Source organism: Bacteroides celer, from assembly GCF_002632415.2.
Taxonomy (GTDB): domain Bacteria; phylum Bacteroidota; class Bacteroidia; order Bacteroidales; family Bacteroidaceae; genus Bacteroides.
The window spans coordinates 3,108,847-3,128,077 of record NZ_CP178209.1 but is presented as its reverse complement, the minus strand read 5'-3'; the positions used below and the strand labels follow the sequence as shown (position 1 = coordinate 3,128,077).

General features: G+C 40.5%; 18 protein-coding genes and 1 tRNA gene. 15 read left to right on the top strand and 4 right to left on the bottom strand.

Annotation, left to right across the window (positions count from 1 at the left end; all coding sequences use genetic code 11):
• Window positions 1-5: 5 nt before the first annotated feature.
• The 9 genes from CJF29_RS12605 to CJF29_RS12565 all read left to right on the top strand — a co-directional run bounded on the left by CJF29_RS12605 (window position 6) and on the right by CJF29_RS12565 (window position 8,916).
• Window positions 6-2,756 (top strand): hypothetical protein, encoded by a 2,751-nt coding sequence (locus CJF29_RS12605; protein WP_413544477.1) that lies wholly within the window; start codon window positions 6-8, stop codon window positions 2,754-2,756.
• A gap of 285 nt (window positions 2,757-3,041) precedes the next feature.
• A complete protein-coding gene (locus CJF29_RS12600) occupies window positions 3,042-4,382 on the top strand; it encodes a reverse transcriptase domain-containing protein (RefSeq protein ID WP_141561037.1) in 1,341 nt (446 codons plus the stop codon).
• A gap of 24 nt (window positions 4,383-4,406) precedes the next feature.
• Window positions 4,407-4,616, top strand: coding sequence for a hypothetical protein (locus CJF29_RS12595; protein WP_099147623.1), 210 nt, complete (start codon window positions 4,407-4,409; stop codon window positions 4,614-4,616).
• Window positions 4,617-4,628: 12 nt separating this feature from the next.
• Complete coding sequence (locus tag CJF29_RS12590) at window positions 4,629-5,681, top strand: hypothetical protein (RefSeq protein WP_099147622.1); 1,053 nt, start codon at window positions 4,629-4,631, stop codon at window positions 5,679-5,681.
• A gap of 3 nt (window positions 5,682-5,684) precedes the next feature.
• On the top strand, window positions 5,685-7,094 hold the full coding sequence (locus CJF29_RS12585; RefSeq protein WP_176553191.1) for a hypothetical protein: 1,410 nt from the start codon (window positions 5,685-5,687) through the stop codon (window positions 7,092-7,094).
• Window positions 7,095-7,149: 55 nt separating this feature from the next.
• Window positions 7,150-7,443: a hypothetical protein gene (locus tag CJF29_RS12580; protein WP_099147621.1), complete on the top strand. Its 294-nt coding sequence runs from the start codon at window positions 7,150-7,152 to the stop codon at window positions 7,441-7,443.
• Window positions 7,440-7,922 carry a hypothetical protein gene (locus CJF29_RS12575; RefSeq protein WP_074558146.1) on the top strand — a complete coding sequence of 161 codons (483 nt, stop codon included), beginning with the start codon at window positions 7,440-7,442 and terminating at the stop codon, window positions 7,920-7,922. Before CJF29_RS12580 ends, CJF29_RS12575 begins: the two co-directional genes overlap by 4 nt.
• Window positions 7,919-8,413, top strand: coding sequence for an N-acetylmuramoyl-L-alanine amidase (locus CJF29_RS12570; protein WP_099147328.1), 495 nt, complete (start codon window positions 7,919-7,921; stop codon window positions 8,411-8,413). The genes CJF29_RS12575 and CJF29_RS12570 overlap by 4 nt, the downstream gene beginning before the upstream one ends.
• Window positions 8,410-8,916, top strand: a complete 507-nt coding sequence (locus CJF29_RS12565) for a histidine kinase (protein ID WP_099147327.1) — start codon at window positions 8,410-8,412, stop codon at window positions 8,914-8,916. Before CJF29_RS12570 ends, CJF29_RS12565 begins: the two co-directional genes overlap by 4 nt.
• 190 nt (window positions 8,917-9,106) lie before the next feature.
• Here the strand turns inward: CJF29_RS12565 and CJF29_RS12560 are convergent, their stop codons facing one another.
• Together CJF29_RS12560 and CJF29_RS12555 are read right to left on the bottom strand one after the other, a co-directional pair.
• Window positions 9,107-10,348: a phage integrase SAM-like domain-containing protein gene (locus CJF29_RS12560; protein WP_099147326.1), complete on the bottom strand. Its 1,242-nt coding sequence runs from the start codon at window positions 10,346-10,348 to the stop codon at window positions 9,107-9,109.
• A gap of 143 nt (window positions 10,349-10,491) precedes the next feature.
• A tRNA-Arg gene (locus CJF29_RS12555) sits at window positions 10,492-10,565 on the bottom strand.
• Window positions 10,566-10,852: 287 nt separating this feature from the next.
• Here CJF29_RS12555 and CJF29_RS12550 point away from each other — a divergent pair.
• From CJF29_RS12550 to CJF29_RS12525, 6 genes are all read left to right on the top strand, one after another.
• Window positions 10,853-11,587: a tetratricopeptide repeat protein gene (locus CJF29_RS12550; protein ID WP_008998286.1), complete on the top strand. Its 735-nt coding sequence runs from the start codon at window positions 10,853-10,855 to the stop codon at window positions 11,585-11,587.
• 129 nt (window positions 11,588-11,716) lie between these two features.
• Complete coding sequence (locus tag CJF29_RS12545) at window positions 11,717-12,724, top strand: aminodeoxychorismate synthase component I (RefSeq protein ID WP_099147325.1); 1,008 nt, start codon at window positions 11,717-11,719, stop codon at window positions 12,722-12,724.
• Window positions 12,708-13,304 carry an aminotransferase class IV family protein gene (locus CJF29_RS12540; RefSeq protein ID WP_099147324.1) on the top strand — a complete coding sequence of 199 codons (597 nt, stop codon included), beginning with the start codon at window positions 12,708-12,710 and terminating at the stop codon, window positions 13,302-13,304. The genes CJF29_RS12545 and CJF29_RS12540 overlap by 17 nt, the downstream gene beginning before the upstream one ends.
• Before the next feature lie 277 nt (window positions 13,305-13,581).
• Window positions 13,582-14,256, top strand: coding sequence for a DUF2461 domain-containing protein (locus tag CJF29_RS12535; RefSeq protein WP_004295842.1), 675 nt, complete (start codon window positions 13,582-13,584; stop codon window positions 14,254-14,256).
• 37 nt (window positions 14,257-14,293) lie between these two features.
• Window positions 14,294-14,740: a YhcH/YjgK/YiaL family protein gene (locus tag CJF29_RS12530; protein ID WP_004295843.1), complete on the top strand. Its 447-nt coding sequence runs from the start codon at window positions 14,294-14,296 to the stop codon at window positions 14,738-14,740.
• Between the two features lie 18 nt (window positions 14,741-14,758).
• Window positions 14,759-16,771 (top strand): alpha amylase C-terminal domain-containing protein, encoded by a 2,013-nt coding sequence (locus tag CJF29_RS12525; RefSeq protein ID WP_099147323.1) that lies wholly within the window; start codon window positions 14,759-14,761, stop codon window positions 16,769-16,771.
• A gap of 89 nt (window positions 16,772-16,860) precedes the next feature.
• On the opposite strand, the gene CJF29_RS12520 is transcribed toward CJF29_RS12525, so the two are convergent.
• The gene (locus CJF29_RS12520) at window positions 16,861-17,349 is read right to left on the bottom strand and encodes a PepSY-like domain-containing protein (RefSeq protein WP_004303340.1); all 489 of its coding nucleotides are present in this window, start codon (window positions 17,347-17,349) and stop codon (window positions 16,861-16,863) included.
• A 138-nt stretch (window positions 17,350-17,487) separates the two neighbouring features.
• Window positions 17,488-19,185 (bottom strand): alpha-amylase family protein, encoded by a 1,698-nt coding sequence (locus CJF29_RS12515; protein ID WP_099147329.1) that lies wholly within the window; start codon window positions 19,183-19,185, stop codon window positions 17,488-17,490.
• Between the last annotated feature and the right edge of the window lie 46 nt (window positions 19,186-19,231).

Sequence of the window (19,231 nt, the reverse complement as noted above, 5' to 3'; positions counted from 1 at the left end):
TTAATATGCAACAAAAAAGAATAGTCAACATTCAAGTCAAGCCGTTGAACGCCAGTTCCGGGATGAAAATCATCGGTGAAGGCTCTTTTCAACAGAAGTACAGCCGTGACGATAACGCATTCTATCCGTCTTATTCTTCTATCCTTCCTTTGATGGTAACGGTTGCCGTCAACTTGCAAGATCCGGACGGAGTGATAGCCAACGGACCTGTAGCCCTTGACCGTATCGACTGGTATCTGAACGAATACAAACCCGCTAACAAAATAGCCGATAACGACCCTAACTATGAAATAGCCACGGTTAATGGCCTCCTTGTTTTAAAGGTAAAACGGAATACTCCTGTAAGTGAACCGTTCCTTCTGATTGGTGAAGCGTTCTACACTAACCCCAAAACAGGCCGTCAGGAATCACGCATCGAACAACAGCTTCTAAGTACTATCTACTACGAGGCATCTTTGCTGTCTTTGATGGCGGATTCTCCTACAGAGGTAATTGTAGACCCCACCAAAATAGATGATACCAATCCTGCCAATTGGTACGTCCAATTAAAAGCAATGCTAAAATCAGGTGAAATTGATCTGACAGAAGATAATGCGGTATATTGGTGGTACGTTAAAGATGGCAAATACACCCGTCTGGTTACTACTTCAGATACATGGCTGGTCACTACGCCGAATGCTGACGGTACTTTCCCCCGCACGCTTATCGTGGATGCTTCCCGTTTTAAGAACTTGAAGCTGGAATGCCGTGCCGCTTACAAGGGAGCCGCCGATCCCGCACCCGCGTCACCGACCAACGCCGCATTATTGACGCAATACAATGTCCGTGTAGATTTGCCTGTGTTCCAGAACGCCAGGCAAATACCCATTGCCGGAGCGTATATCACCGTGAAGGACATCAATACTGCCAAGGCAATCAAGTCCCGCTGCGAGATCACTGCCGGCGGACGTGTGATCGAGAATCCGGAGAAGTACTACAATATCACATGGAAAGCGACCAATGCCGATGGTACATCTTTCATCATCGGATATGGCGAATATATCGAAACGACCGTCAAGGCGTTGGGCATCACCTATACGAATCCGGTAGTACTGGAACCGTCCGTCATGCCCAAGATCGGTTCATGGAATGTTGAAGGAAGCGTATACAATGGTATTGGTGCTACGCCCGCATTCCAGTTTGGAGTGAATCAGATTGCGGACAAGCTGGGCGCTTATCTGGTTAAATGCGAAGATGGAGTAAACGTGGAAATCATCGGGAAGCTCAAAAACAACAACTGGATGCGGTTTGAGGACGGCTCACTGGCTCCCACTACCGTAAACTCGCCCGAAGAGGATAAAGGTTATAATATCATGTACGGATGGATACAAACTATCCATACGATTGAAAATGTAACGATAGGCAGCGAGGTAGTCGCTCTATTTGGTGAAGAACCATTCGAATACAATGGAATACAATCAAGGACTATTCCCCCGACACTGATTTGTCCGGGATTGCCAGCGGTGGTTAATGGTAAATTCCGGTCCATGTATTTCAAATACAGAGCTGGAGATGGTGGTTCAAACGGATTACTAGGAATTACAGAGTTTAATAAGCAGGACAGGACATATCCGAGAACCGCTTTAAGTCAATTGACTACAAATGACTTCGCTATAGCCCATAACGCTGACCCGGTAAAGACTATTCCGTTCGCTCCACTGATGGACTGGAATCTTTTACACATCACCAATGCCCTGATGAACAAATTCGGGACAGTATATCTACACGATCCAAATAAGTTTGGAGGAGGAATCTCAAGTAATGTGAGCGTAACTAGCGAAAATGCCACAAAAACAACCAATGTGGGGTATATAACGAACGAGTCAGACCCATGGACATACCAAAGATTATCTGAACAACCGCCTTTCTGCACTGACGATAAAGGCACAAAACGCAATTGGAGTGCTATTCTATCTAATGAATACCCCCGTATGGAATGTCTTGAAATTCAGATGGCTCTCTCTTATGCGGCAGAGAATAACATACACCCTGATACATCGTTTACTTTTAATGGAGGTTCTTATCAGTATTCCAATGTTCCCGGCACAAAAACACTTCTTGAAGGGGAAATGAACGCCAGGTTGAGGAAGGTGGTATCCTTGGAAAATATCAATGTATTCGACGCGTCTGGAAATCCTGTTGTAGTAAAGGATATAACTATAAGCTTGCAAACTTCAGCAGTCTATGGTATGGACTTAGTATCTGCCGACGTCTTCCAATACGCCGGAGCAGGGATTGAAAAGGTAGCTACGATACAAGAAGACGGGAGACATCTAACTAAAGTATTTATTTGTCTTGATCAGCCCAATTTGACGCTTAATAAGACAGTAGAAAAAACAAGTGGCGATTTTGATTTTGAATCTGCTTATGATCAAGCTGGCGCATATACGATGAGTAATAGCGGATATTTCACCGATCTGATACGAGGAACCAGAGTCGGCACAACCAAAAAAGGAGGATTATCCGATAATACTTGCTATATGGATACAGGAAATGGTATAGGCGTTTCTCCTATTGGTAAGAAGGTTCGCATAGGTCATCGCGTGCGTGGTACCGGCTCTTGGGGCGTCTGCTCTGCTCGCAATTTGTCTGCGTCTTATCCGCTTTCGTCTACGCATGCGTCCTACGCTGGCGGCTTTCAAGTTCGTTTACCAGAAGGGACGTCAAGTGCAACGGCGCAAAACGCTAGTGGCGAAAGCGCAGCCGTGAGTGAGTGAAACGAACATGCGAGGGAGGCTCGTCCTCCCTATCTCTAAGGTTTTACGAGTAGCGTGGTAACGGCAATTGGGGCGTCTGCTCCGCTCGCAATTTGAATGCGAATAATCCGCTTTCGAATACGAATGCGAACTACGCTGGCGGCTTACAAAAGAACTAATTTGCACGTAAAACCTCGTCAGTAGTACGAAACATAAAAGACAATCCCTATATACGAGGAGATAGGGAAATGGGCTAGTAAAAACATGAAAGTCCGTTAATAAGGCTTCCGCTTGGATAAAATAAAGATGAAAAGAAAAGGGAACATAATGAGCCGTTTAACGCTTGAATTAATAAATCAGGCAACAGTTAATGCTTCTAAGAAGCATGCAAGTAAACAAGAAACAATAAAATTTATACAAGATAAAGAAAATGAATATAATATATACCGACAGCTCTTAAATGGGCAGCTTGCAAATGTAAGATACCGATATAAAAACATTGTATCTCCTAACGGGAAGAATAGAACCGTGGCTATCAGTAAATTTAAAGATAGAGTATCTATGCATGCTTTAATGCTTATGATGAAACCGGAATATGACAACAGATTATCTGACGATTGCTACAACTGCATCAAAGGAAGAGGGATAAATTCTAAAAAACGAAGGTATGACCCCGTACGTCAGATAAAACGAATTATAAACGTTTATCATCCTTGGGGATATCTACAGCTTGACATTAAAAAGTGTTATGAGCGTACCAATCCGGACATTTTGTTTTCCCGTCATGAAACGATCTGGAAAGATAAGCGATTTCTGAATATGCTGAAACAAATATCCTTTTGTGATACCGGAATGCCGATAGGAACGCCTCCGTCTCCGATCAATCAACACATCATGATGATGGGATTTGACCGATTTGTTCGCCAAGATTTAAAGATTCCTCATTATGTGAGATATGCTGACGATATCCTTCTCTTTGGAGATAAAGACAGGCTCCATGAAGCTAAATGGAGAATAATAAATTACCTCTGGTATAATTTAGGATACGAGCTAAAGAAAGACGCTCGCCCTACACCAATGAAAGTTGCTCCGGATATTTTAGGGTATGTATTTCACACCGATCATACGGAAATAAGGAAGAGCACAAAGAAAAGAATTAAAAATGCATGGCATAAGCCTCGTTCAAGAGCTTCTTACCGAGGAATCCTCAAAGGAGCTGACGCCATAAACTTAACAGGAAAACTAAATATGAAATTATCATTCTTGACAACCAAGGAAACGATGGTCAGAAGGCGGATGGATTCTCCTTTGATAGATATATCCGAACTAGAAGGAAAGACTTTTGATGTTCTCGACTTTGAGGTACGCGAACCTGACCGCAAGAAAGGGAAATACTGGATGCGCATGCAAGTACGTTACGCAGACATTGAAAACGAAACAGAGGTGACAAAGACCCGCCTCGTAAAAGGTTATCACCCTGCTATCTGCGAGTTCCTTAACAACATGATTCAATATATCAATAAAACGGCAGCTATTGGTCGTATGTCATTTGAGGAAGCCTGGAAGACTACATTACCTTTTGAAGACTGCGAAGTAGAGAATGACAAGGGGTGGTGCTTCAAAGGTACTCTCAAAAAAGAAGAATAGTATTAACTTAAAAACGATAACATTATGAATTACCTATTAGTCAAAAAAGCGCAGTTGGTAGAAAAAGGAATCTATATTGATGCGCAGGAATTGAGTGACGGTCGGGCCGTACTTAGTATTAACGCCATGAAAGTGATCGGAAGTGACCTGCAAGACGTTGAGATTATCACGCAACAAACCTTAGACGCTCTGTTGCTAGAAGAGAAAAACAAAAGTAAAACATCAAAAAAGTAAGGAGGACATAAAATGAAGAAGATAAATGGAAGTTTTCAGCTTTTTGCATTGATGAACGGTGTGAATATCCGAGCACGTATGGGTGTCATCAACGGGCCACTTCGTCAGGAGTATAAGAAAGGGACAAATATCTGCAATCCCGATTGGGAGACATCAGCAACGAAGCCTCTTATTTACGCACACTTAAACCGTGATGATAACGGAGCGGTATTGAATCCTGTGACACTGGATCTATTCTACAATGGTGTTCAGGTTGCCTTTGGCGGTGACGGGTTGAGCACTACCGGAGCACTTGCCGGAGTATTCAAGAAGTCAACAAAGACGGTGAATATTGGCGGGCGTGACTATCCGAATATGATTGTCTTTGAGATCGTGAAGAATATCGTACCGGTATCCAATTACGATAATGATACAATCTTATTGTCCGGCACAACGGAAGTAAGCGGGCAATCCCTCGCCTTTGACGCTATTTCCGAAACTGTTGAGATCGTGGAGACTGTCGGTAGCTCCACTACCTTGTATCTGGACGGAGATACGGACGTCACAACATCTAGCCCCGTAGCAACGCTGAATGCTCATCCTTTGATAGATGGAGTAACCCCATCTGATTTGTCGGCATATACCCCTAAATGGAATAAGGTAGTAGGAGAAGTCTCTACGCAGGTCGCTACCGGTGTGTGGTCACTTGAAGTTCCGGCTTCCGAAATTGACGGTACGGCTACTTACCGCTGTGACCTATATCGTAAAGACGATTCTACGTTACTGGCCAGTGCTTATATCAATGTTACGGATTACACCGATCCTTATCGGGTTAATTTGTATGTAGACGGAATTACAGGAGAGCAAATCAAAGAAGGTGAAACGGCTGTATATACGGCAAAAGTAGAAAAAGACGATGGCACGGAAGACACTACGGCTCAAACTACATTCACGGTAACGGATAATTCCGGTGCTAAGATTGATTCCTTGTCCGGAGTAAAGAAGAGCATCAATGTGGCTTTTCAGAATGTGATCAATGCCGGTGGAGGAATCTCCGGTTATGTAAGCGCAACAATAATATCTTAAACTATGGCTAAGAAACTGTCTTCAAATCTATTCAAAGTGAGCATAGCCCCTGAAAATGGGGCGGATGCTACTACTTATTGGTTGGTCCCATCCGTTACTCAGGTAAAGAGAAAAGCTGACGGGTCACATTTACCGGAATATGTATCGTGCGAATGCTTTAGCAAAACGGGCGATGGGAATCCTGTCTCCGGAGGAGGTACAATCAAGTTTGTGCTGACATACAAAACAGGAAGTAATTCGGCTGAATTTGTATATGGGTCACGGATCATCGTCACTTCCGATATGGCGGCAATCTCATTCCGGTTATATGTAGGAGGTACACAGGTGGATGAGAAGACGGTTTCTGTTGTAGAGGATGGGCAGGAAGGGTTGCCGGGTCCTGCTGGTGTTCGAGGTAGATTACCATTTCCTTCAGGTGCTTTTGATCTATCAACAGTTTACACCTGTACAGATGACATAACTCCTATTGTCTACTACGAAGCAGGAAAGACATATTATACAATGCGTAAAAATGGAAACTCTGTAGGAATCGATCCCGCTGAAGATTATGCTTCAAACGGAAGCGATTCTACCTGGATTCCTTTTGAAAACTACAAAGCAATATTCACGGAGATTCTGATGGCTAACTTTGCCAAGCTGGCTAGTGCTGTGTTTTATGGGGATTATATGTTTTCGCAACATGGAGTTGATAGTAACGGGAACGATACTATGGCTTATGAAGGCTTTGGTACAAATGCGTTTACTCCTAATACATTAGTAGACTGGTTAACAGGAACTATTACAACAAAGAAACTAGTAGCAGATGGAGCAGAGCTTACAAATGTGAAAGGATTAACAGGAGCTTTTAAAAAGCTAGTAGCGAATGATACACAAGGGAGGGAGGCTGGATCAATTACATTTGGGCAAGAAGCATCTGGACCGGAGAATGCTTCTTTGAATATAAAATTTAATAAAACTTGGTTTGACGGAGATTTATACCATCAGGGACATAATTATGAAGAATCTCGCTCTCACCGATTTTATACTTCTGACTTATGGTGTAGAGGACAATTCGGACATTATCAAATGACAAATCTTTCTTTTAATTCCGCTTCGACTAGTGATTTCTTTGCGCATATTTATAATTATGGAACTGACACAACTTATCACAAATATGCAGAATCTGGTCAGCCCATTGATTGTATAATCCTAAATGGGACAGGGAATTATGTATTATACGTTTGTGACTCTTCACAATTCAAAATGTTAACCATTATAAATGCTTCTGGATATCCCAAAAGGATAATGGTTACATTCCAAGAATCAGCAGTGTTCACCCTTGAACCATATAGATTTAAGATTTTCATAACAGCAGAAATCAATACTTCTAAAATAAATCCAAATCGAGCAAATAATTTACGTATGATGCAATAATGAAAATAGACTTTAGAAAAATTTCAATAAACCTACATAACCTAGAATAAAAAGAATGAAACAAATAATAAAGAAATATCTCGGATGGCTGAAGGATAGTAACCGTCCGAAACACATGAAAGCCGGAATGTTGGTTTTCATAGCGATGCTGGCGGTGTGTTTGACACTTGGAGTGGGATTAATTCCCTCGACTGTGATTGCTTTCGTAGCGACTGTTATTGTTGCGGTAGCAGTCGATTATAAAGATAAACTCTACGGGAATACATTCGATTGGTTGGATGTATTGGCTACTGTGTTGTTGCCTGTAGTGATCACATTAGTAGTACTAATATTAAATTGTATTTTATGAAAGGATTAGATGAATTGTTTGTAGTGGCTTGGATGCTATTTGGTATCTATATAGAAGTCTTTATTATGATACTCGCTGATTTGTGGAGTGGTACTCGCAAGGCAAAACAACGTGGCGAAGTCCGTTCTAGCTACATGTATAAGAAGACAATTGATAAGATAGCCAGATACTATAATGCTTTAATCGCCTTAACTGTAATTGATGCAATGCAGATGGGCGGCGTGTGGTACCTGGATGGATACTATAGCTGGTCTATTCCTATTTTCCCGGTCGTTACATTGCTTGGTGCTTTGGGAATATCATTGGTAGAACTGAAATCCATCTATGAAAAGGCAGATGAAAAAGTAAAGGGTGACTATAAAGAAGTCGCTTTACTTGCTTCAGAGATTGCAAAACACAAGGCAGACCCTACGGAGATAGCGGCTGCTGTAGTAGAGTATATGAATAAAGGAGAAGGAAAGGAGGAGGAAAAGAAATGAAAACTATTGATTCGATTATTATTCATTGCTCGGCCACACGTGCCGGGCAAGATTTACGTGCTAAAGACATTGACCGGATGCACAAACAAAGAGGCTTTAGTCAGATCGGTTATAACTTCGTCATTGACTTGGACGGAATGGTAGAGAATGGACGACCAATGAGCATTGATGGGGCGCATTGTAATACGAAGGGGTTTTCAGAGTCTTCGTATAATAAGCATAGTGTTGGCATCTGTTATATCGGAGGCCTGGACGCATCTGGAAAACCTGCAGACACAAGAACGATTGCCCAAAAAGCGACTTTGCGCGAGTTGGTCGCGAAGCTCTGTAAGGAATATCCTATAATTGAAGTACTCGGACATCGTGATACTTCACCCGATCTGGACGATTCAGGTGAAGTAGAACCGGCAGAATACATCAAGGCGTGTCCCTGTTTTGATGTGCGTTCCGAGTTCTCTAATTTTCTTCGTAATACAGTGATTCGGCCATGAAGCGAATAATATACATTATCATATTGCTGATGTCAGCAATATGGTTAAGTTCCTGCAAGGCTTCCCGGAATATGGAGACGGAGAAGCAGGTGGACTATTCCGGAGAATTCCAATACCAGAGAAACATGATTGAGTCTCTAAAGATGGACGTGAATAGACAGACCAAGATTACTACTGACAAATTGAGTGATTTGAAGATTGAGAATAAAACAGTTTACTTGTCTGCTCCGGATTCAACTGGAAAGCAATATCCGATTAAAGAAAGTACTACTACTGCATCCAAGCAGGATCAGGAAAGAACAGAAGTTGATGAAACATTATCTATTGCCTTGCAACAGTTCTCTAATAGATTGGATTCATTGAGTTATAAAGTAGATGCTGTATTGAATCAAAAAGAAACGGTTCTTGAATTGTCTTGGTGGGATTTACATAAGGATAAAGTGTATATAGGTCTCATTTTCTTAATAATAATTGGCGGAATAGTATTCAAATTAAAAAAATAATAGTATATTTGTGTACAGACGTGGATGTCTGTTGTATCATCTCTCTATAGAAAAGTTGCTAGATTTCAGAGGAGAGAGACAATACGTTATGTACTCCAAAAGGAATGAGCCTCGACTAAGTGTAGTCGGGGCTTTTTTAACTGGGATACAATAATAATGAGAGATAGCTTATTCGGCTACCTCTTTCTGTTTACATCATCATCATTTGCATTTGCGACCGCATTTCAATGAATGGTTTGAACACCTCTGGATCATTTACATACTCAATAACCCTTTGTATTGCTGCATCTGCCTGATGTTGTTTTACTCTTACATACGAATTTATAGTTATATTAGTCTTGATAGAATGACCAAGGCAATATTCAATGATAGGATAGGGGATGCCTATTTCAGCAGCGAATTGTGCAAAGGTCTTACGAGCGGAATAATAGGTTAATCCTTCTTTTATATTAAGCTCGGTCGCTAAAAGCTTTAGACATTTATTTATATAGCGTTGTAAATTGCCGGTGGTGTACTTGTAATCAAACTTTAGCTTTCCGTTTTTCCCAATATATTTATTTATTATGCTTTTCGCTTCCGGGCAGATCGCTATACTTGTAGTTCGGTTTTTCGTTTTATGCTCACCACTTTTTAATCGTATGTAGCTAATTGCATCTTCTGATAAATCTACTCGAATAAGATCTGCATAATTGATACCTCCCAAGTAGAATGATAGCAAAAACATATCTTTAGCTAAAGACAGCTGTTTACTCTTTGAGACATCTGCGCTAATAATCTTTCTTATTGAGTCTACAGGTATATCAAGACTTCTTGGTTCTGGAATAGGTATCTTAGTATATGCGAACGGGTGCTTATCACATCGTATTATCCCTAACTTAATAGCTTCATTAATCCGTGCTTTTATGTGACTTAACCGAATCTGTCGGCCCCCGTCAGTATGGCCATGGAGTTTCATCCATCTATCAAAATGTTCAACGGTAATGTGATTCATAATAATTATCGGTACCTCACCTTCTGCGCTCTCAAAGATCTTTAATGTGTCTTCTAGCATTTTAGCATGACTAGTCTTTCCTTCTTCTTTTTTTTCCTTGATCCTCTGTCGCATGAAATCATTGAATGTACGTATGTCTGGAGCGATTTTATCTTGCTGTGTTAGTATAATTTTTAGTTGTTTGGCGGTATAACAATCGTAGTTGTCAATATACTGCAAACGTTCTTTGTATTTTTTCAACTCATATATAAGTTGTTTGTTCATCATTGTAGCATCATTGCGGGCTACTACTTTTCCGTTATACCATTGGCAAGCATCGTCCAATTGATATTCCGTTTTAATGTACTCCTTATCATTCTTGACTGATACGCGGATAAGAATAGGAAATTTGCCAGCCTTGGTGGGCTTAGCGGTTAGGATAGTTAATGATAGTGTTGCCATAAGCTATAAGTTTTTAAAGACACTGTTTTTCCACTGTTGGTGACTTTCCGGCGAGAAATGGTATCTTTTTTTTATAGCCTTTCGACTTTTTATAGAAAAGAAAAAAGGACTGATTATCAATGAATTATAATTAGTCCTTTAAGTGATTCCGAAGCGATTCGAACGCTTGACCCACGCCTTAGAAGGGCGTTGCTCTATCCAGCTGAGCTACGGAACCAGCCTTATTTGCGGATGCAAAGGTAGTGCTTTTTATGAAAACTCAAAAACTTTCTGGCATTTTTTTATTCATATATTTCTTTGTGACTATGAATCAGTAGTTTATAATAGAGATAGAATTTTGTTTATTTATATGGTTTGGGAAGAATGAATAGAAAAACGCCATTTTTACGAAGAATAACGAACGTTATATAGGTTTCAAAAAGCTCAAAAAAATAAAATAGGGTTGTGTTTTTCTATTATAACTTTTACTTTTGAGCGATAAACAACTAAAAAACACATAAAGTTATGAAGAAATTGATTTTTTTATTTGCATTTTGTATTGTAGTGACTAATGTTTTTGCACAAACCGACCCAGAGCAATTGAAAAAAGAAGGAAATGATGCATTTAATGCTAAAAATTATCCTGTAGCGTATGCGAAATTCAGTGAATATTTGAAACAAACGAATAATCAAGATTCTGCAACCGCTTATTATTGTGGTATAGCTGCCGATGCTGTGAAGAAATATCCGGAAGCTGTGACTTTTTTTGATATAGCAATTCAAAAGAAGTTCAATATCGGAAATGCCTATGCTCGCAAAGCTTTGGCTTTAGATGCGCAAAAGAAGACTGCTGAATATGTAGCTACATTGGAAGAAGGATTGAAAGTAGATCCTAAGAATACAACAATGGTGAAGAATTATAGCCTTCACTATCTGAAAGCAGGACTTGCAGCACAGAAAGCAGGAAAAGCAGAAGAAGCTGAAGATTGTTTTAAGAAAGTAATTCCTTTGGATCACAAGCAATATAAAACAAATGCATTGTACAGTTTAGGAGTTCTGTGCTATAATGATGGCGCTAATATCCTGAAGAAAGCTGCTCCTTTGGCAAATTCTGATGCAGATAAATATGCTGCAGAAAAAGAAAAAGCTGATGGTAGATTTAAAGAAGCATTAGACTATCTGGAAGAAGCTGCTAAGATCTCTCCGGAAAATGAAAATGTGAAGAAGATGCTTCCTCAAGTGAAAGCTGTTATGAAGTAATTTGACCAATTTTATAAATGATAAAGGGTTGCCGATATGACACGTCGGACAACCCTTTTTTATTGCTATCTTTTTCTAATCTATACTTTTTGTGTACATTTGCCTTCCCTAAACGTAGAAGTATTTTATATGCACTTATATAATAAGGAACAGGCTATTAAACGAATGAACCAGTTGGGACAACTCCACCGTCCTTTCATTTTCATTATAAATTATCTACAAGATGTATCTTATATAGAGGAGGTTGCCGCTGTTGATTCCGCTGAAGTTTTATATAATCTGAATGGATTTACCAATCAGATCATATCAGCAGAAGATAATATAGCCACTTACTCTGCAAAAACTATGCCTTCACTACATTGGCAGCCTTTCGCAGAATCTTTCTTTTCCTATCAACGTTCGTTTAATATCGTGCGACAGAACATCCTGGCAGGAAATAGCTTCCTTACAAATTTGACGTGTCGCACTCCGGTAGAAACCAATCTCACTCTGAAAGATATTTATTTTCGCTCAAAAGCGATTTATAAGTTATGGGTTAAAGACCGTTTTACGGTTTTCTCTCCTGAAATATTTATTAGAATTCATCAGGGAAAAATTAGCTCATATCCGATGAAGGGAACCATTGATGCTTCAATTCCCTCCGCTGCTCAATTATTAATGAATGATCCGAAAGAGACTGCCGAACATGCTACCATTGTAGATCTGATTCGTAATGATTTAAGTATGGTTGCCAACCGAGTTTCAGTTTCCCGGTATCGGTATATGGATAGGTTACAGACTAATCGGGGAGCCATTTTTCAGACGAGTTCTGAAATTCAGGGTATATTGCCTGAAAATTATCAGGAGCATTTGGGAGATATTATTTTCAGATTACTGCCAGCCGGTTCTATTACCGGTGCTCCAAAGAAAAAGACGATGCAGATTATCCAGGAAGCTGAAACCTACGACAGAGGATTTTATACAGGAGTTATGGGATATTCTGATGGCATTGATTTAGATAGTGCCGTTATGATACGTTTTGTAGAACAGGAAGGAGAGAAGATGTATTTTAAAAGTGGAGGTGGGATCACCTGCCAGAGTGATGTGGAAAGCGAGTATAATGAAATGAAACAAAAAGTATATGTACCCATTTATTGAGACTATCCGGATAGAGGATGGACAGATTTATAATCTTGATTATCACACAGAGCGCTTTAATGAAACCCGTGCAGCTTTTTGGAAAGACAGCACTCCGCTGGATTTACGGGAATTTATATCTCCGCCAACTTTAAATGGAATTCATAAATGCCGGATTGTATATGGAAAAGAAGTGGAAGAAGTTACGTATGCGCCCTATCAGATGCGACAGGTATCTTCTTTGCATTTGGTTGTGTCCGATACCATTGATTATACTTATAAAAGTGCGCATCGGGAAGAACTGAATGCCTTGTACGCTCAAAAAGGAATGGCGGATGATGTTTTAATTGTGAGAAATGGCTATCTGACAGATACCTCTATAGCTAATGTTGCTCTCTATGACGGAGATACCTGGTTCACACCAGCTCATCCGTTACTCCGGGGGACGAAACGAAGCGAATTTCTGGACAGGCAGCTCATTGTTGAGAAAGACATTCCGCAAATATGTTTGAAAGACTATTCCCATATCATGTTATTCAATGCAATGATTGACTGGAAACACATTATATTGCCTATAAATGAGAAACATTTAATTCTATAAACTATAATTAACTGAAATATACAGAGAACTGCTGAACAAAAGTCTCTTTTGTACTGTTATATTTATGTGTTTTTCATAGTATTAGATATAAGATTAATTAAAGAGATTGTACTTCACTTGTGAAAGCTAAAGTACGTCAGAGACAGAAGAGTCTGTTTTTTTGATAAATGTGTTAGAGCATCGGTTTTACCAGGCCGATGCTTTTTTTATGTCCTTTTACCCCCTTTTGTAGTTTATATGAAATAAAATTTGTACGTTTGTAGAGTAATAATAGAAAATGATAAAGATGAACATACCCGTTATCTTTCAGTTTTTAAAAGATCTTTCCGCGAATAATAATCGTGAGTGGTTTAATGAGCATAAGGCAGAATATGAAACAGCCCGTGCCGAGTTCGACAACTTTTTGGCAACAGTGATCGCCCGTATTTCCCTGTTTGATGAAACTATCCGGGGGATTCAGCCCAAAGACTGTACTTATCGTATTTACCGGGATACCCGCTTCTCTGCGGATAAAACACCTTATAAAATACATTTCGGAGGTTATATCAATGCCAAAGGAAAGAAGTCCGATCATTGTGGATATTATGTACACTTGCAGCCGGATGGTTCTATGCTTGCCGGAGGAAGCCTGTGTCTGCCTACCAATATCCTGAAAGCAGTGCGACAATCTATCTATGATAATATCGAAGAGTTTGTTGCGATCGTAGAAGATCCGGAGTTTAAGAAATACTTCCCGGTGATAGGAGAGGATTTTCTGAAAACAGCTCCGAAAGGTTTTCCGAAAGATTTCAAGTACATTGATTATTTGAAATGTAAAGAATATGTTTGCTCTTATAATGTTCCCGATAACTTCTTCACCCGACCGGATATGTTGGAACAGATAGACAAAGTGTTCCGGCAATTCAAACGGTTTGCCGATTTTATAAATTATACAATTGATGATTTTGAATAAATAATGCCTAGAATATAAACTTTAAAATTTAACTTATATGGTAGTAGATACTTTAGAAAATCTGGAGAAATATGCGTCTTTAAACCCTCTGTTTGCACAAGCTATTGAATTCTTGAAGTCTCATGACCTCCAAGCCATGGAAGTTGGTAAGACAGAACTGAAAGGAAAAGATCTGTTGGTGAATATTGCACAAACCAAACCTAAAACAAAAGAGGAAGCCAAACTGGAAACTCATAACGAATTTATTGATATTCAAATCCCATTGTCGGGAACAGAAATAATGGGGTATACTGCTGCTAAAGACTGTGTTCCGGCAGATGCACCTTATAACGCAGAAAAAGATATTACTTTCTTCGAAGGATTAGCAGAAACATACGTTGCCGTGAAACCGGGAATGTTTGCTATCTTTTTCCCGCAAGACGGTCATGCTCCCGGTATCACTCCGGATGGTGTGAAGAAAGTAATCGTAAAAGTAAAAGCATAATCCTAATTCAATTCTGATATGGAAAAGACACTTAATCTCATAAAAAACGATCCCTGGCTGGAACCTTTTGCCGGTGCTATTACCGGGCGTCATCAGTATGTATTAGACAAAGAAGCTGAATTGACGAATAAGGGAAAACAAACCCTTTCAGATTTTGCATCGGGGTATCTTTATTTTGGATTGCATCGCACCGATAAGGGGTGGACTTTCCGTGAATGGGCCCCCAATGCTACTCATATTTATATGGTGGGTACATTTAATAACTGGGAGGAGAAAGCTGCTTATAAGCTGGAAAAACAAAAGAATGGCAATTGGGAAATCAATCTGCCGGCGGATGCCATTCATCATGGCGATCTCTACAAACTGAATGTATATTGGGAAGGCGGACAAGGCGAGCGTATTCCTGCGTGGGCTACACGTGTGGTACAGGATGAACAGACCAAAATATTCAGTGCACAAGTCTGGGCTCCGGAGAACCCCTATAAATTCAAGAAGAAAACATTTAAGCCCGACACGAATCCGCTGTTGATTTATGAATGTCATATCGGAATGGCACAGCAGGAGGAAAAAGTGGGCACATATAACGAATTCCGCGAGAAAATACTTCCTCGTATTGCTGAAGAAGGATATAATTGTATCCAGATTATGGCTATTCAGGAACATCCATATTATGGAAGCTTCGGCTATCATGTATCCAGTTTCTTTGCTGCTTCTTCGCGTTTTGGTACCCCCGATGAATTAAAAGCACTGATTGATGCTGCTCATGAGATGGGGATTGCTGTGATTATGGACATCGTTCATTCACATGCAGTGAAGAATGAAGTAGAAGGATTAGGAAACTTTGCCGGTGATCCGAATCAGTATTTTTATCCGGGCGCTCGTCGCGAACATCCGGCTTGGGACTCTCTCTGCTTTGATTATGGCAAGAATGAAGTGATCCACTTCCTGTTGTCAAACTGCAAGTACTGGCTGGAAGAATATAAATTTGACGGATTCCGTTTTGATGGAGTGACTTCTATGTTATATTACAGCCATGGACTGGGTGAAGCTTTCTGTAACTACGGAGATTATTTCAACGGTCATCAGGATGATAATGCGATTTGTTACCTGACACTGGCTAATGAAGTGATTCATCAGGTAAATCCGAAGGCGATAACCATTGCCGAAGAAGTTTCCGGTATGCCGGGACTGGCTGCCAAAGTAGAAGATGGCGGTTACGGCTTCGATTATCGTATGGCCATGAATATTCCGGACTACTGGATCAAGACAATCAAAGAAAAGATCGATGAAGACTGGAAGCCTTCCAGCATGTTCTGGGAAGTAACCAACCGTCGCCAGGATGAAAAGACCATTTCGTATGCAGAAAGTCATGACCAGGCATTAGTAGGAGATAAGACGATTATCTTCCGCCTGATTGATGCCGATATGTACTGGCACATGCAGAAGGGAGACGAAAATTATGTTGTCAACCGTGGTATTGCTTTGCATAAAATGATCCGCCTGCTGACCTCTTCGACTATCAACGGAGGTTATCTGAACTTTATGGGAAATGAATTCGGGCATCCCGAATGGATTGACTTCCCGCGTGAAGGTAACGGATGGTCGTGCAAATATGCCCGCCGCCAATGGGATTTGGTGGACAACAAAAATCTGACCTATCACTATATGGGTGATTTTGATAAAGAAATGCTGAAAGTTCTCAAGAGTGTGAAAGATTTCCAGGCAACACCTGTTCAGGAAATATGGCATAATGATGGCGATCAGGTATTGGCATACGAACGGAAAGACCTTATATTTGTCTTTAACTTTAATCCAAAGCAGTCATTCACTGATTATGGATTCCTGGTAACTCCGGGAGCTTATGAAGTGATACTGAACACCGACGATGTAGCATTTGGAGGAAATGGTTTGGCAGACGACTCTGTCGTGCACTTCACTATTACTGATCCGCTGTACAAGAAGGAAAAGAAAGAGTGGCTGAAACTCTATATTCCTGCCCGTACCGCTGTAGTACTTAGAAAGAAAAAATAATTTTATCTTTAAATCAAGAAGCCCCCGCAAATATTATTGAATATCTGCGGGGGCTTTCTCGTTTATTACCCTATTATATAATTCAGTTCCTAGTTTTCCAGAAAGGTACTTGGCCCGAGAATATCATACATATCACTAACGTTGCGCGTTTTGAGCAATACCCCTTGTGGAGTATAGAATAACTGATATTTGATGTCGACATTATCTTGCCCTACCTTAATTACTATAATAGCCTGCCATTTGGGAAACTCCACCATTGTCACATTATCTACCACCCAATTTGCGTATGGGCCGGATACAAAGGCATTATAGACTGTTGGGGTCAGCCGGTCGAGACTGACAAGATCAGTCTGCGTCATCACCCATTGTCCCCGAACGTTGAACCATACATTTTTAGTAAATCCGTTCATTGCAAAGTTGGCACAATAATATCCGTCGTCTTGTGACCAGGCGACGCCATTTGCTTTAGGATACATTTTCTTGAAAGTCGACTGTACATTGCCGGGAGGGGTATCTCCAAAGACAGATGTAGATAATAGCAGAAACAATGCGATTGCACAAATCATAAATTTCTTCATAAGCTTTGAGTTTAGAGGATTATTTATCTACCTAAACAGCCTTTGAGAATATTTGTTTGAGTGATGTGCATAAAATAATCCCCCGGTCATTCATAAGTGACCGAGGGATGAAGAGTATACAGATCTTAGTCTTTTTACTTAAAAAGTAATCTTTAAAATCTTTCCGTTATAGCCTCCGACTGAAACATCCGTGGGCTTATAAGGTAATAGACTGATTTCTTCTTTAGCGCCCGTCATCAAATCAGTGGCCTGATAAGATTCCATTTGAGGAATCTGTAAAAAGTCGAAAGCATGTGAAGGCACATTGATAGCAACATCTACCAGTTGACTGTCGAAATTAATAATGAAAAACAGAATCTCATTTTTATATTTTCGCATAAAAGTATATTGTTTATGCTCATTGAAACGCCATCCGTTTATATTGGCATACATTAAATCAAAGAATACTCCCTTGCTGATTGCCTGCTCTTCATTACAAATCGTCAGTACTTTTTGGTAGATAGAGTAGAGGTGTTTATGCTCTTCAGTAAGCATCTTCCCGTCAAATTTACCTCCGTTGCGCCAGCGTCGTATGCTGTCTACACTCCAATAATCGAATATAGTAGTCCGTCCGTCTCTTCCGCTAAATCCTTCACTATCCATGCCCAGTTCTCCAAACTCCTGACCGAAGTAGATCATCATAGGATTAGTGTTCATACAGGCTGAAACGATCAGTGCGGGAATTCCTTTACGCGGGTTGCCGGCAAAGAAATCAGAAGCGATACGTTGCTCGTCGTGATTCTCCAGGAAGTTGAGCATCTTTTTCTCTATTCCATTCAGACTTTGCCAGCAATGAGTGATAGCGGATGCAGATTCATATCCACAAGCTACATTGCGTAACGTGTCATATAGCCCTACCTTATCATACAGGTAATCAAACTTGCCGCGGAACAGATAGTTACGGTATTCACCTGGATTGTAAACCTCTGCGATGAAAAGTATTTCAGGATAAGCCTCTTTTACTTGAGGAATAGCCCATTCCCAGAATTCAACAGGAACCATTTCGGCCATGTCGCAACGGAAACCGTCAATGTCTTTTGATGCCCAGAAAAGAAGAATGTCCAGCATCTTTATCCAAGTATCCGGAGTCGGGGAGAAGTGGCAGGTACCGCCATTCTGATAATCCACTCCATAGTTTAATTTCACTGTTTCATACCAGTCGGTGATATTGGGAGTAGCATCAAAACGATTGTTACCGGTAGCTTTCGCCGGGAATTCCCGGTAAGGCTCTGCTGCACCGTCTTTCATATCAAACTGGGCATGAAGTTCCGCTTGCGGAATATAATAGAAATTATTATATGGGCTGAAAGATTGGCTGGAGTCATCGTTAGCTCCCAATTCGGTCGTACCGTCCGGTTGTGCATCCGAGTGATATTGGCGTGCTACGTGATTAGGTACAAAATCAATAATTACTTTCAAACCTGTACGATGTGTGCGATGTACCAGATTCTCAAATTCTTTCATACGCCCTTGCACGTCGTTAGCCAAGTCAGGATCTACATCATAATAATCCTTGATAGCATAGGGAGAACCCGCTTTTCCTTTTACAACAGCAGGATGATCCGGTCTGATGTTATAACGGCGATAGTCCGTTTGAGTGGCATGCTCGATGATGCCCGTATACCATATATGCGTAGTACCCAGTTTCTTGATTTCACCAAGTGCTTTGAGAGTGAAATCAGCCATTTTCCCACAACCATTGGTGGCAATGTCTCCATTGTAGACACAGTGGTTGTTGTTATTTCCAAACAGGCGGGTGAATACTTGGTAGATAATTATTTTATTTTCGTCATTCATATAGAGTAGATTATTAATATTCGTATTCATTCTTATTTCTGATGGA

What these genes read in the sequence shown, in the direction of transcription:
- CJF29_RS12605 (WP_413544477.1), top strand. Translation starts at nt 6, where the DNA reads ATGCAACAAAAAAGAATAGTCAACATTCAAGTCAAGCCGTTGAACGCC.
- CJF29_RS12600 (WP_141561037.1), top strand. Translation starts at nt 3,042, where the DNA reads ATGAAAAGAAAAGGGAACATAATGAGCCGTTTAACGCTTGAATTAATA.
- CJF29_RS12595 (WP_099147623.1), top strand. Translation starts at nt 4,407, where the DNA reads ATGAATTACCTATTAGTCAAAAAAGCGCAGTTGGTAGAAAAAGGAATC.
- CJF29_RS12590 (WP_099147622.1), top strand. Translation starts at nt 4,629, where the DNA reads ATGAAGAAGATAAATGGAAGTTTTCAGCTTTTTGCATTGATGAACGGT.
- CJF29_RS12585 (WP_176553191.1), top strand. Translation starts at nt 5,685, where the DNA reads ATGGCTAAGAAACTGTCTTCAAATCTATTCAAAGTGAGCATAGCCCCT.
- CJF29_RS12580 (WP_099147621.1), top strand. Translation starts at nt 7,150, where the DNA reads ATGAAACAAATAATAAAGAAATATCTCGGATGGCTGAAGGATAGTAAC.
- CJF29_RS12575 (WP_074558146.1), top strand. Translation starts at nt 7,440, where the DNA reads ATGAAAGGATTAGATGAATTGTTTGTAGTGGCTTGGATGCTATTTGGT.
- CJF29_RS12570 (WP_099147328.1), top strand. Translation starts at nt 7,919, where the DNA reads ATGAAAACTATTGATTCGATTATTATTCATTGCTCGGCCACACGTGCC.
- CJF29_RS12565 (WP_099147327.1), top strand. Translation starts at nt 8,410, where the DNA reads ATGAAGCGAATAATATACATTATCATATTGCTGATGTCAGCAATATGG.
- CJF29_RS12560 (WP_099147326.1), bottom strand. Translation starts at nt 10,348, where the DNA reads ATGGCAACACTATCATTAACTATCCTAACCGCTAAGCCCACCAAGGCT.
- CJF29_RS12550 (WP_008998286.1), top strand. Translation starts at nt 10,853, where the DNA reads ATGAAGAAATTGATTTTTTTATTTGCATTTTGTATTGTAGTGACTAAT.
- CJF29_RS12545 (WP_099147325.1), top strand. Translation starts at nt 11,717, where the DNA reads ATGCACTTATATAATAAGGAACAGGCTATTAAACGAATGAACCAGTTG.
- CJF29_RS12540 (WP_099147324.1), top strand. Translation starts at nt 12,708, where the DNA reads ATGTACCCATTTATTGAGACTATCCGGATAGAGGATGGACAGATTTAT.
- CJF29_RS12535 (WP_004295842.1), top strand. Translation starts at nt 13,582, where the DNA reads ATGATAAAGATGAACATACCCGTTATCTTTCAGTTTTTAAAAGATCTT.
- CJF29_RS12530 (WP_004295843.1), top strand. Translation starts at nt 14,294, where the DNA reads ATGGTAGTAGATACTTTAGAAAATCTGGAGAAATATGCGTCTTTAAAC.
- CJF29_RS12525 (WP_099147323.1), top strand. Translation starts at nt 14,759, where the DNA reads ATGGAAAAGACACTTAATCTCATAAAAAACGATCCCTGGCTGGAACCT.
- CJF29_RS12520 (WP_004303340.1), bottom strand. Translation starts at nt 17,349, where the DNA reads ATGAAGAAATTTATGATTTGTGCAATCGCATTGTTTCTGCTATTATCT.
- CJF29_RS12515 (WP_099147329.1), bottom strand. Translation starts at nt 19,185, where the DNA reads ATGAATGACGAAAATAAAATAATTATCTACCAAGTATTCACCCGCCTG.